Source organism: Desulfovibrio intestinivivus (assembly GCF_053570665.1).
On the sequence record NZ_JBRBQT010000001.1, the window covers coordinates 179,870 to 192,871 of the forward strand.

The 13,002-nt window shown below is 46.8% G+C and carries 10 protein-coding genes; 4 read left to right on the forward strand and 6 right to left on the reverse strand.

What is annotated here, in order from left to right:
* Nucleotides 1–23: 23 nt before the first annotated feature.
* Nucleotides 24–332, reverse strand: coding sequence for an alpha-1,2-fucosyltransferase (locus ACUZ9P_RS00810; protein WP_449248262.1), 309 nt, complete (start codon nucleotides 330–332; stop codon nucleotides 24–26).
* A 99-nt stretch (nucleotides 333–431) separates the two neighbouring features.
* Nucleotides 432–2,252, reverse strand: a complete 1,821-nt coding sequence (locus ACUZ9P_RS00815) for a glycosyltransferase family 2 protein (protein WP_449248263.1) — start codon at nucleotides 2,250–2,252, stop codon at nucleotides 432–434.
* A 1,976-nt stretch (nucleotides 2,253–4,228) separates the two neighbouring features.
* Here ACUZ9P_RS00815 and ACUZ9P_RS00820 point away from each other — a divergent pair.
* Genes ACUZ9P_RS00820 through ACUZ9P_RS00835 form a run of 4 tightly spaced genes read left to right on the forward strand, consistent with a single transcriptional unit; the run spans nucleotide 4,229 to nucleotide 8,408 of the window.
* Nucleotides 4,229–5,485: an ABC transporter ATP-binding protein gene (locus ACUZ9P_RS00820; RefSeq protein WP_449248264.1), complete on the forward strand. Its 1,257-nt coding sequence runs from the start codon at nucleotides 4,229–4,231 to the stop codon at nucleotides 5,483–5,485.
* A gap of 57 nt (nucleotides 5,486–5,542) precedes the next feature.
* Nucleotides 5,543–6,280 (forward strand): FkbM family methyltransferase, encoded by a 738-nt coding sequence (locus ACUZ9P_RS00825; RefSeq protein WP_449248265.1) that lies wholly within the window; start codon nucleotides 5,543–5,545, stop codon nucleotides 6,278–6,280.
* A gap of 4 nt (nucleotides 6,281–6,284) precedes the next feature.
* Nucleotides 6,285–7,229, forward strand: a complete 945-nt coding sequence (locus ACUZ9P_RS00830) for a DUF6492 family protein (protein WP_449248266.1) — start codon at nucleotides 6,285–6,287, stop codon at nucleotides 7,227–7,229.
* Nucleotides 7,230–7,244: 15 nt separating this feature from the next.
* Entirely contained in the window at nucleotides 7,245–8,408 is a 1,164-nt protein-coding gene (locus ACUZ9P_RS00835) for a hypothetical protein (RefSeq protein ID WP_449248267.1), read from the forward strand.
* 44 nt (nucleotides 8,409–8,452) lie between these two features.
* Here ACUZ9P_RS00835 and ACUZ9P_RS00840 read toward each other — a convergent pair whose 3' ends face one another.
* The 4 genes from ACUZ9P_RS00840 to ACUZ9P_RS00855 form a co-directional block, all read right to left on the reverse strand.
* Nucleotides 8,453–9,274 carry an ABC transporter permease gene (locus ACUZ9P_RS00840; protein ID WP_449248268.1) on the reverse strand — a complete coding sequence of 274 codons (822 nt, stop codon included), beginning with the start codon at nucleotides 9,272–9,274 and terminating at the stop codon, nucleotides 8,453–8,455.
* 5 nt (nucleotides 9,275–9,279) lie between these two features.
* The gene (locus tag ACUZ9P_RS00845) at nucleotides 9,280–10,221 is read right to left on the reverse strand and encodes a GDP-L-fucose synthase family protein (protein ID WP_449248269.1); all 942 of its coding nucleotides are present in this window, start codon (nucleotides 10,219–10,221) and stop codon (nucleotides 9,280–9,282) included.
* Nucleotides 10,222–10,225: 4 nt separating this feature from the next.
* A complete protein-coding gene (gene gmd / locus ACUZ9P_RS00850; RefSeq protein ID WP_449248270.1) occupies nucleotides 10,226–11,374 on the reverse strand; it encodes a GDP-mannose 4,6-dehydratase in 1,149 nt (382 codons plus the stop codon).
* A gap of 135 nt (nucleotides 11,375–11,509) precedes the next feature.
* On the reverse strand, nucleotides 11,510–12,925 hold the full coding sequence (locus ACUZ9P_RS00855) for a mannose-1-phosphate guanylyltransferase/mannose-6-phosphate isomerase (RefSeq protein WP_449248271.1): 1,416 nt from the start codon (nucleotides 12,923–12,925) through the stop codon (nucleotides 11,510–11,512).
* Between the last annotated feature and the right edge of the window lie 77 nt (nucleotides 12,926–13,002).

The window sequence follows — 13,002 nt, forward strand, 5'->3', positions numbered from 1 at the left end:
AAAAATCCATGTACAGTTGGCTTTTACAAAAGAAGCCAATTTTGAGGGAACAAGTCAAAAATATACCGAGACAGCAAAACCTTTTTTGGGGCCCACTGCCTTGGAGCAATAACAATCTTTTCAAGATTTGAATTAAGCCAAGCCCCCCACCATGAAAAGGTTGAGTTTGCGATTATTTGATGCTTACAGGAAGCGATCAGGGCCAGATCTTCTTCTGGTGACAGTGCAGGGCAAACTGTTGCATCAGGCCAATCGCCAAACATATCTCGGGCAGAATCACAATCATCAGAAAAAATAAAAAATTGTGGGTTTTCAATGCCCCTGCGTAGCAATGAGGCTGCGTAGGCATCCCCCGCTGCGCCTACCGTATAAAAACATTACAGACAGGCACAACTTCAAAAAAATAAAAATATCAGTTGCACCTGCAACATTCAATCCGTAAACACTGAAGATGAGCGCACGTAAAAAAAACCACGCAGTCTCGCCTTGAACATCATAAGCCGGTATTTTCTTGATCCAATTCCCTCAAAGGGAATTCTAAGCAATGGATAAATTATATTGAACACCTGAAACCACCACGGGAGCTTATGCTTACGCAAAAGATACATACGCCCCGTTGCATAAGATATAATTTTTTGTTTGTTGGCCATTATGGCCACAGCATCAACTTCATTGTGATGAACATGAACTGAAGGTGCGTATACAACTGTCAAACATTTTTCAATGGCGCGCAACAAATAATCCGTATCTTCCCCGCAACCATATGGCAACCCAGTTCCTGGTCCTAATATTGTATCAAAAAGACCAATGTGGTTTACAGATTCTTTTCTAAAAAACTGCACATAGGTTTCTCCCCGCTTAAAAATGGATAACGGCGTACACAGCCGATTGGAAGAACAAATTAGTTTGCGATCCCTGCCAGGGGCAGACCAACTCCCCTGAATGGCATGCACATGAAGGTGCGATTCAAAAATTTTTTGGACTTCAAGCAACGTATCAGATTCGTAAAAGCAGTCATCATCGGGAAAGGCTATATATTGCCCATGCGCCAATGGCACCAAGACATTTCGCGCGTGCGAAACCCCTATATTGGGCACTTGCACAACGCGAATGGACAGACGCTCTGCATAGTTATCAATCAGTGGTTGTAAAAAACCTGACGGGTTCTGGTCTGCAATAAGAACCTCAAATGAAGCGGTGCCGATCGTCTGTTCCAACAAGCAGTCCAAAAACTTCTGTAGCGGTTGCCGTCGGTTAAGTGTAGCAACTAATAAGGAGAAAACTGGCTGTTGCCTGCTGTACGGATTGGCTGAATTTTCAGGTAGCCGCATGACCTCAGGCAACGGAGGTCTTGCGGTCCAGAGTGGAGTCTTACGAAGCAGCCTACGATAACAGTCAGCGCACATAGCTGCAAATTGCACCCCAAACAATATGGACAATCCATTGAACAGATAAGACAAAGCTAGGCGCTTCCACAACATGACACGGGCGCAGTCAGGGAAAAACTTTCGGGATACCTGTAAAACTTCGCGGTTTCGCTTTGCCAAGCCTTCTAGGTTGCCACTTATCCCTCCAAGGCTCATACAGACCAGGGCTGGCAGATCAAGATAGACCAGATTGTCAGGCTTCAGAGTGCTGCAGAGAAAGCTATAATCTCCAGTAATCACTAAAGAAGTGTCGAATCTGTTCGCTGAAAACAAACAGCGCCGATGAAATAACCCCTGATGGGGTAGCGGCATCCCCATAGGAAGGTCGTGCTTAAGAGAGCGTGATGGGAAGAGGGTATCTACCGCAAAACCATCTCCATTGACCAGGGTAACCGGAGCAGCAGCGTATTCAGCATCTTTCGCAAGATTGCCAAGGGCAGTTACCGTTTCAGACAGGCGCTTCGGTGAACATATAAAGTCATCAGCTCCCAAAAAAAGAATCCATTGTCCCTGGGGGCCTCCGTCAAACGTAACGGCCTGATTCCATGCATCACAAATGCCAGTATCACGTTGGCATATAAACCGAATAGGTAGGCGATCCAAATATTCGTCAACGATATTCTGCGTGTCATCAACAGAGCAGGCATCTTTAATGATGATTTCGATTTTGTGCGTATCGCACTCCAATAAAGAATTCAGACAGCGCCGAAGAGTCTCACCGGCATTAAATGTAGCGATAATAAATGAAATAACGGGTGAGCAACTATACATTGCTTGTCCTTTAGCGATGTTATCACTAATATTTACTTTAAATTTATTGATCATTTCAATAAAAAAGAACGATGACAGGTTTAATAACCGGAACAGGGCAACTCAAAACTGTTTTAAATTAAATGCCCCGGGCACCATATACTCTCAACTTATGCTGCCAATATAATCCGGCTTCTCCCAATAAATGAAAAGAAAAAACGTTAACGTTTATTTATGAAGTTGATGGACAAAGCAACTCCTAGATTTATACTCTAAATATTGGAAATTATTACTATAAAATTCAACGCACTCCGACAACTTCGCCCTCTGGCTCTGGCAGCCTAAAAGAACTAATTCTGACTTGCAAGGGGAAGCATTTATAGGGTGCATATCCCGCACCATGTGACTTTCATGCTGTCCTCCGCTTTGCCCCAAGGGCTTTTCTTTGATACTAGATGCCCTTGTCGCTGCCAGTACACATTCCACCAGGCCTTGCAACCTGCCCACTGCTACGCACACTCTACCTCAATCCCTTGCGGCGTGTTGCAAATAGCTCAGGTCGTTTTTCCCGATCCACATCAATAAAAATGAACATCTATGCTCACACTTACTCGCGCTGTCTAATACTGCACCCTATCAATTGGAAAAATATCCTTATCGACAGCTACATGACATAGCAGGAGGCAGCTCGTCATATTCACTTGCTAATTGCCCCGTGATGTTGCGCAACCACCTCAACTGGCATTTCGCGCACGAGCGATATAACTCAAATACTGTGAAACCACATCCGTTTCAAGATTTACCTGAAAGGCGCTTGCCACATAAGATTTGCACCACAAGTTTCCTCGGAGGCTTTAAAATAAAGCTAATTATAATCAAGCCCTCTGACTTTCCAACTCACCCGAGTCCCCATTACAAACATCTATGCATCTGGTCAAATTCCACATTGAACATGAAAGCCCCGAAAAATATCGGCATGATTGCGGGCAAGGCTCAGCTGGGGCGTGGGTGATTCCTGATCTATACTTTCTTGAATTTTATTACACGGGTCCACCTAAGCAACTAAATAGACTATTGTCAGACCAATCGACAACTTAACCTTTGGCAAGTCCAGCCCGCTGTAATGCCCATTTTATAATTATGAACATCCATGGCATTGAAGATGATCGCTTCAGACCGATTGATCAGCGACTGGCGCGTCCTATTGTGCATACACAATAGGAGTAAGTTGCGCCGATTCGCAGTTCAAGACGGTATCGGCAAGCCTTGCCCCCATGTCCCAACAAGATATTAGTCTCTTGTGTGGAACATTGCGTAAGTTGCCGATGCCTTTAACCGATCAAGCTCGCTCGCGGCCTTCAACATTGTGGTCAAGGCTAGCGTCTTTGCCACCGAGAACAAGGGCACCACACCACAACGACCGTTGCCACTTACGAAGTTCCTCTGGATGCTTTTTAACCCCTCGCAAAAAGTAAATACGACTATGCTAAATATCGTGAAGGGGGCTATTGTGATACCCTTGTGGCTGCTTCCGTGGGCATTGCCATGATCTCAAGCGGTGAAAATAGAGTTCTAACACCTGTTATGATGTGAACACGTTGCGAAGGGTATAGCCAGATCATGCAACATCCCCCGACAAACAGGATCAACTGCACAACGGCTCGCGCCGAAAGGTTTTTGAGGTTTATTCCCCGCCAGATATCGCACGGCGTTACCAGACCCACGCGGGAACAGGTTGAAACACATTGCGGACGATTTGAAATTATTTGATGGAAGACTCGCCATCTTGACCCATACGTAGAGACAAGGTAATTAGCTGAACGCGGAAAAAACACAAACAATCTATTTTTTGCGAGCAACCGTCAGAAATTCTGACGACAAGTAAAAAACACGCTTTGTTTCAGCATTGAATAAATAGAGCAACATGCTCTTTTATTTTTTTATTACTGACCGTCATGAGAGTTTTGCAGTTTGTGTCGTGGTGTTAATTTTATGCAACGAACTCACAGTCTTCCGCAATTTCTAAGAAAAAATATTATTTAGAGGCAATTGTGAAGCCAGTCATTCAAGTTGAAGGGTTAAATAAAAAATACTTGCTGCGCCACCAGACGGAAGGGTCGCATCATAAAACCCTCCGAGAGGCAATCACAAATCTGCCCAAACGACTTATCGCGGGCGCATCAGAAAATAGCCAGGAAGAATTTTGGGCGATTAAGGATATAGATTTTAATATTATGCCCGGCGACCGGGTCGGCATTGTCGGTCGTAATGGCGCTGGAAAGTCTACGTTGCTTAAGCTTCTCTCCCGCATTACCGAACCCACTAACGGCAAAATCACCTTGCGCGGTAGCGTTGCAAGCCTACTCGAAGTTGGCACTGGCTTCCACCCTGAATTGACTGGTCGAGAAAATATTTTTTTAAATGGCGCAATTCTTGGCATGAAGCGGAGAGAAGTTCAGAGTAAGTTTGACGAAATTGTAGATTTTTCTGGGGTGGAAAAATTCCTTGATACTCCTGTCAAACGATATTCTTCAGGCATGTATGTGCGTCTTGCCTTTGCGGTCGCTGCTCACTTGGAACCAGACATTCTTGTTGTAGACGAAGTGCTCGCAGTTGGTGATGCCGAGTTCCAAAAAAAATGTCTGGGAAAAATGGAACAAGTGAGCCAGGGGCGCGGGCGTACGGTGCTGTTTGTGAGCCATAATATGGCTGCGGTCCGGCAATTATGCACGAGAGGATTGTATCTTGCTGATGGTTCTTTGAAACTTGATGCGGGCATTGAGCAAGCTATAAACAGTTATGCCGAGGATATATTTGAGCACAGCGCGTTTGCTCAATTAAAGCTGCCAGGTATTGATATTACAATTACCGATGTTGAAATTACCGGTGGTGGAATCGTTGATTCTCTGCACCCTTTTCAACCCTCATATGTCAAAATTTTTGTAACGGCTGAAAAAGAATATAAGGATCTTGAACTAGCAATTACTATATCGCATCCTGATGTTCAGGGGATTGTTTTTGCCAGCAGCAGCATATTCTCCAAGAAAGGGAAGCAGGGCATCCCAAAGGGATCGAGTGTCTTTATTTGTAAATTTGCACGGCTTGGATTTTGTTCTGGAAGCTATTTTTTGGGACTGGAAGTTAACGTCAAAGATGTCAAATCTCTATATCGGAATCTTTTTTGCAAAGGATTCTCCGTTATTGATGTCCATGCGCCTGAAACAAACCGTGCCAATTTGCCCGCATATGGGCATTTTTACCCAACACACACATGGGATGTTATGCCCACCAGTAAACAGAACAACTGATAGCAGGCGTATGTTGAGTTAAAATATCTCTTCAACAGATTAGATAGGATTCTTCTTATGAAAAAATTACTTAAAAAAATTTGCTCTCGATTAGGAATTAGGGCCTCTATTCCATATCACCCCAATGCGGTTTCCAAGCCGGAATCAATGATTCCCATTGCCTATCAGATAAAGACATATACAACACTTGCTCCAAGAAATATTTTTGAAATTGGAGCCAATTACGCCCAAGATGCCGCTGGGTTAAGTAGGTATTTTAATGTCACAGCAGAAAACGTGTGGGTGTTTGAACCGCATCCACAAATATTCAAGGAAATTGAAAAGCTTTATCGCTTTAAGGCGTTCAATGTGGCTGTCTTTAATGACTCACTTATTGCAGAATTTAATATGGTAGATATGGACTTACTTGAAGCGGCTAATAACAACTCCGTCAACTTAGGCATGTCTGGCCTCATGAATCGCGAAGATATCGTTGGAGTTATGAAAAAAGTGCCGATACAAACCATCCGGATGGATGAGTTTATGGATCAGCATCAGATTGAAAACATTGATTTTCTTAAGCTAGACGTTGAAGGTGCCACCTTTGAGGCATTGGAAGGTTTCGGCTTGCGCTTAAAGGATGTGAAGGCGATGCAGCTAGAGGCTGAGCATATTCAGGTTTGGGAAAACCAAAAACTATACGGTGATATCGAAAAGTTACTCACGGAACATGGTTTTTCACTGTTGAATTTCCAACGCAAATCGCAACAATCAGATTCCATCTGGGTTCAAGAAGAATATATAAAAATCGATTAGCCCCATGCATAACTTTTGCTTTCTCTTAAAAAGTTACTCAAATGACTTTGCCTTAGCCAAGCGATTACTGCTATCATTGCATGCCCATAACAAAGACGATATCCCTGTATACATCAGCGTCCCCAAATCTGACTATTCAGTTTTTCGTGAATTTGCGGCACCCAATGTTTATCTTCTTATAGATGAAGATATTTGTAGTGAGTTGGCGACTTCTGAGGTCGCAGGTTTCACGCCCGGCTACATAAACCAGGAAATAATAAAGCTTTCTTTCTGGGAGCAAAATAGGTGTAAAAACTATTTCTGCATTGATTCAGATGCAGTGCTGATTCGTGATTTTTATTATAGTGATTTTATGTATGATGAAACAACACCTTACACACCGCTAATCGAAGATAGCGATTTAGTTTCTGATCCAAAGTATTATGCCGATTACTGGCAGCCTCGCGAAGTTTACTTGCGCAAAATTCAAAAAAAAATGTCATTAGCACAGAGAAAGATATTGACAGTCCACGGAAACACAACACTCTCTGCTGCAGTTTTAAAATCGCTGAAAGAAAATTTTTTGATTCCCAACAACCTTTCATACTTAGATTTAGTTATTTATTCACCATATGAATTTTCATGGTATGCTTTTTGGTTGCAAAAAAACACTATTATCCCCATTCATCTTTCTGCGCCAATGATTAAGACTTTCCATATGGCACACCATGTATATCTAGCACGTTTAATTGGCATCTCGGAGAAGGATCTTGCACGAGGCTATGTGGGATATGTTGTAAATTCTAATTTTATGCAATCGCTTCCTAGCGAAGAGTATGAAAAAATCCAACCGAGAGACTCGCTTGCGCGATTAGTGCCGTTCAAGATCCTGAGCAGTGCGCTTGGATTGCGTGCAATACTAAATATACAACATTTTTTTGCACGTTTTTTAAAAAAGTATCTAGCATGATGAAAGGCAAATAACGTGATTGCAGTATGTGAACCCCAATGTACTGGCGGCGCGCATGAGATGTGCAATGCTGGATTCCTCATATTATTGCGCAAGACGTTTCCTCACAAAAAAATATTATTTTTCGCAGCGCCCAGCCATGTGGAAGCTGTGCAACAATGCCTTGTGCAAGCTAATATTTCTTTAGAAAATATTGTTTTTTCCCCCGTTGAAATTCCCCGAGTTGATTCTTCGTTACAATGTTTTTTTCAGACATACACTTTTTGCAAAAAGATACTTGGATTATTGGCGTTAAGAAATATCAGACATTGCGTCTTTCTTTCATCACACACGGTCAATCTTTTAGTATTAAAGTGGCTCAAAAAGAAACTCTGCCCCAAAGTTTCTTTTGTTGTTTTTGTACATGGTATACTTGAATATGCATGTCGCTCCTTTTTGTGGGGGATAATAAAAAAACGTGAAATCAGGTGGCTGCAATATTTTAAATATGCGCTTTTGCTTGGGGATAATAGCAAAATACGCTATATCGTGTTGTCACCATTTATAAAAAAACAATTGTCAAAAAAAGCCGATTTTTCAAAACTTCCAATAAGTGCGCTTATGCATCCGTTGGTCATAGATGTAAAAGGTGAACTTTTTACGCATAACAATGTACGTTTAGGGATAATTGGTTCTTGTGACAGCGCAAACAGTGCAAGAACGATTGATACTCTCCTTAAAGAAAAAAACTGCGCAAACTATACACTGAAATACTTTTCCCGAGGAGTTCCAGAAGATACGCTTTATTCAGCAAAAAATGTGCAACCAATCTATGATGCAGAGTTTATTCCTAGGGAGCGCATCTCAAATGAGATGCAAGACCTTGATGTTTTATTGTATTGTTACCCTAAAAACTCATATATTTACACACAAAGCGGTGCTTTTTTTGAAATTTTTCAGTACAATAAACCAGCTATTTTTTTGAACAATCGAAACTTTGTATTTTTCAATGAGTCAGGCCTCCCCATAGGACGGAGTGTGCTCAATTTTAAGGAAATGGCTGACCTGTTAGCTAAATTAGTCAACAAACAGGAAAGTATTATAAAGGAATTATTGACTTTCCAAAATAACATCCAAATCCGTAGACGCGAGATCGAATTGTCCCAGATTGAGACGTGTCGGGACCTATTTAAGACGTAAGCACGGGGGAAGGGAAGAGAGATGCCCTTAAAAAGGGATATTTTCTAAATCACATCCGCAAAGGTACGTTCTGCCTGGCGGAAAACCTTGATGCCACAAATCAGAAAGACAAGCGCGCAGCCAACACTGATGAGCATGGCGCGTTGTGGAAATGCAATTGAACCCAGCACCGCCCATCGGAAGCCGTCAATAACGCCGACCATGGGGTTGCATTCATAGAGCAGACGCCACTTTTCCGGCACGATTCCAGAAGAAAAGCCAACGGGCGACAGATAAAGACCAAACTGGGTTATGAAGGGAACAATGATGCGGAAGTCGCGGTAGGTCACGTTGAGCGCACATAGAATAAGCCCCGGTCCAAGAGCCACCAGGGCCGCCAGCACGGTCAGCGGTATCACGGCAAAAAACTGTACCGACGGAAGATACTGATACCAGAACATCATGGCGCTCAGCAGCACAAAAGATATGACGAAGTCCGTCAGTGCCACGCCCATAGTTGCCGCTGGCACGATAATTCTGGGAAAATACACTTTGGCCACAAGATTGCTGTTTGCTACCAAACTGTTGGCAGAGGATGCCAGGGCTGAACTGAATAATTGCCACGGCAGCATGGCCGTAAAAACCATCAAAGGATAAGGGGCTGCCCCCTCAGAAGGCAGCTTGGCCACCTTGGCAAATACAAATGTAAAGGCCGCCATAGTCAACAATGGGCGCAACACTGCCCACAATACGCCCACCACGGTCTGCTTGTACTGCACGGCCACATCACGCCATGTCAAAATGAGAAAGAGTTCGCGATAGTGCCACAAATCTTTCCAATACTGGTGCTCGCTACGCCCGGCTTCGATGACAAGTTCTTGAGACATAAGCGCTAATAGCCCCGTTTATGCTGTTTTTGCAAAAAATCGCTGTACGCATCGCGCAGACCATCTGCAAGCCCTACACGGGGTTTCCAGCCCATGCCCAATAGCTTGCCAGAATCCATCAACTTGCGAGGGGTGCCATCCGGCTTTGAGGGGTCGGTAACGATGTTGCCGTTAAAGCCCACAACCTTGGCAACCAGCTGAGCTGTTTCCAGAATGGAGTGTTCCACTCCGCTACCTACATTCACATGCTCAAAGTCAGAATAGTTTTCAAGCAAAAACACGCAGGCTTCCGCCATGTCGTCCACGTGCAGAAATTCGCGCAGGGCTTTGCCTGTACCCCAAATGGCAACCTCTGAGGCTCCGCGTTCTTTTGCCTCATGAAAACGACGGATAAGCCCAGGAATCACATGGCTGTTTTCCGGATGATAGTTGTCGCCGGGGCCATACAGATTGGTGGGCATGGCGCTGATGGCATCAAAGCCATATTGCTTGCGGTAGGCCTGGCACATCTTGATGCCCGAGATTTTGGCCAGAGCGTACGCATCGTTGGTTGGCTCCAGCGGCCCGGTGAGCAGATACTCTTCCTTGATGGGCTGCGGGCACAGCTTGGGGTAAATGCACGATGAGCCGAGAAACAACAGTTTTTTGCAGCCATTGCGGTATGCGCTGTCGATGACATTGTTCTGGATTTGCAGGTTCTGGTAAATGAACTCTGCGGGGTACGTGGCATTGGCGTGGATGCCCCCCACCTTGGCAGCGGCCAGAATCACCACGTCAGGCCTGTGCTCGGCAAAAAAAGCCCGCACTCCGGCCTGGTCGCACAGATCCAGTTCCGCATGCGTGCGTGTGAGCTGCCGTTCATAGCCAAAACGTGTCAAGGCACGACACAGAGCGCTGCCTACAAGCCCCCTGTGGCCCGCCACATAGACCAGAGCATCTTTGCGCATTGCCTTACTCGTTGTGGCTGAAGGTTTTAAAGCCCGCCACCTTGCACACGGCATCGCGCATGCTCAAGGCAAGATCTTCGCGCGCCATTTCGGCAACCATATCTTCAAAGGAGGTTTTCGGCTCCCAACCCAGCTTTTCCTTGGCCTTGGCCGGTTGGCCCAGCAGGGTTTCCACTTCTGTGGGGCGGAAGTAGCGGGGATCAACGCGCACAATAACATCGCCGGGCTTGAGATGGCATTCCAACCCCTGACGGTTGCCAGCGACCTGCTGCAAGCGGCTCACATCAACGCTTGTTACGGTGCCTGTTTCTTCCACGCCAGCGCCCTGCCAGTTGAGGCATACGCCAAGTTCTGCGGCTGCGGCATTGACAAAGTCGCGCACGGAAAACTGCCGCCCGGTGGCGATAACAAAATCATCGGGTTTTTCCTGCTGCAACATAAGCCACTGCATTTCAACGTAATCACGCGCGTGGCCCCAGTCGCGCTTGGCGTCCATGTTGCCGAGGTACAGACAATCCTGCAAGCCAAGCACCATGCGAGACAAGGCGCGGGTGATCTTGCGGGTCACAAAGGTCTCACCACGGATGGGCGATTCGTGATTGAAAAGAATGCCGTTGCAGGCATACATGCCGTAAGCTTCGCGGTAGTTGACCGTAATCCAGTAAGCGTAGAGTTTGGCGCAAGCGTAGGGAGAGCGCGGATAAAACGGTGTTTTTTCCGTTTGCGGCACTTCCTGCACCAGACCAAAAAGTTCAGAGGTAGAAGCCTGATAAAAACGGCTGGTCTCCGTGAGTCCGGCAATACGAATGGCCTCGAGAAGGCGTAGGGTTCCGAGGGCGTCCACATCCGCAGTATATTCGGGCGACTCAAAAGAAACCTGCACATGGCTCTGTGCCGCCAGATTATAAACTTCGTCCGGCTTAACTTCCTGCATCAGGCGCACCAGATTGCTGGAGTCGCTCAGGTCGCCGTAATGCAGAATAAAGCGCCGCCGATTGGCATGCGGGTCTTCATACAGGTGGTCAATACGGTCAGTGTTGAACAACGAGGCACGCCTTTTGATGCCATGCACCTCGTAGCCCTTCTGCAACAGAAACTCCGCGAGGTAAGCCCCATCCTGCCCTGTGATGCCAGTTATAAGCGCTTTTTTCATAATTTCAGTATATTATCGTTTTGACGGTGAAGTTACGAAGGCTGAAACTCCTTACTGCCAGCAAGGAGGCGGGTAAAATACCTTGCAAGGCTACCATTGTCCACTGGTCGAAGCAGTAGCATCCTGCCAGCAATGCTACCCTTCACGCCCGTACACATCCGCAAAGCGCACGATATCGTCCTCGCCCAGATAGGAGCCGGACTGGATTTCGATAAGCACCAGAGGAATAACCCCAGGATTTTTCAAGCGATGCATGGTGCCAACAGGTATGTAGGTCGACTGGTTTTCCGTAAACAGTTTAACCAGATCGCCATTTGTCACTTCTGCCGTACCGCTCACTACGACCCAGTGCTCGGCACGGTGGTGGTGCATCTGCAAAGAAAGCTCGGCGCCCGGGTTCACAATGATGCGCTTGACCTGAAACCGCCCGTCCATGACAAGGGTTTCATAGCTGCCCCACGGGCGGTACACCAGGGGATGTTGCCTGCATTCGGGCCGCTGTGCGCTTTGCAGGCGGCCAACAATCTTTTTTACGTCCTGCACACGGTCTCGCGGTGCAACAAGCACGGCATCCTGCGTTTCCACCACCACGAGCCCGCTCACGCCTATGGCCGCCAGCAGCCTGTGGTTGGCGTTAAAATAGCAATCCTCGGCACCCTCGGTCATGACATCGCCAGAGCATACGTTGCCGGCGGCGTCTTGCTGCCCTATCTGATAAAAGGCTTCCCACGAGCCAAGGTCGCTCCAGCTGACGCCCAGCGGCACAACAGCCGCCAGATCCGTTTGCTCCATAACCGCATAGTCTATGGAATCAGACGGGGAGGAAAGGAATGCCTCGCTGTCCGGGCGGGAAAATGCCTGATCATCCTTGCGGCCCTTCCAGGCGGCATTGCAGGCGGCGTAGATCTGGGGAGCAAAACGTTCCAACTCTTTCAGATACACAGAAGCCCGCAGCAGAAACATGCCGCTGTTCCACGAATAGCCGCCTCTAGCCAGCATGCTCGTGGCTTTTTCCGCATCTGGTTTTTCCACAAAACGGGCAACCCGGTAGCCGTTCACGCCGAGAGCCTCGCCTTGTTCAATGTAGCCAAAGCCGGTTTCCGGCCCGGTGGGGGCTATGCCAAAGGTAACAATACGCCCCAGTTCCGCCAGGGCCGCCGCGCGTTTTACGCCTTCAAAAAAGGTACCTTCATCGCCAATGGCATGATCAGAGGGCAATACCAGCATGAGCGGATCTGCGCCGTCTTCCTTCAGGGCAAAGGCCGCCAGCGCAATAGCCGGCGCAGTATTGCGCGGCGCGGGTTCCAGCAGGATTTTGCCATGGACGCCGCATTCGTACAGCTCGGCGGTCACATAGAAGCGGTGAGCCTCATTGCATACAATAACAGGCTCCATGCTGTCTGGCGTGTGCTGCGCCCGCAGCACGGTATCCTTGAACAGCGTTTTCCCGCCGCCCATATCCACAAACTGCTTTGGGTATGTCTCGCGCGAAAGCGGCCACAAACGCGTACCACTACCACCGCACAGAATCACAGGAGCAATATTCTGCATGAATTTCCTCACCATTGCATCAATGTTGGAACACCGGTCTGACGCACTGCCAGTAGGGTCAACGAGCCCATGCTACG

What these genes read in the sequence shown, in the direction of transcription:
- ACUZ9P_RS00830 (WP_449248266.1), top strand. Translation starts at nt 6,285, where the DNA reads ATGCATAACTTTTGCTTTCTCTTAAAAAGTTACTCAAATGACTTTGCC.
- ACUZ9P_RS00815 (WP_449248263.1), bottom strand. Translation starts at nt 2,252, where the DNA reads ATGATCAATAAATTTAAAGTAAATATTAGTGATAACATCGCTAAAGGA.
- ACUZ9P_RS00855 (WP_449248271.1), bottom strand. Translation starts at nt 12,925, where the DNA reads ATGCAGAATATTGCTCCTGTGATTCTGTGCGGTGGTAGTGGTACGCGT.
- ACUZ9P_RS00825 (WP_449248265.1), top strand. Translation starts at nt 5,543, where the DNA reads ATGAAAAAATTACTTAAAAAAATTTGCTCTCGATTAGGAATTAGGGCC.
- ACUZ9P_RS00840 (WP_449248268.1), bottom strand. Translation starts at nt 9,274, where the DNA reads ATGTCTCAAGAACTTGTCATCGAAGCCGGGCGTAGCGAGCACCAGTAT.
- ACUZ9P_RS00845 (WP_449248269.1), bottom strand. Translation starts at nt 10,221, where the DNA reads ATGCGCAAAGATGCTCTGGTCTATGTGGCGGGCCACAGGGGGCTTGTA.
- gmd (WP_449248270.1), bottom strand. Translation starts at nt 11,374, where the DNA reads ATGAAAAAAGCGCTTATAACTGGCATCACAGGGCAGGATGGGGCTTAC.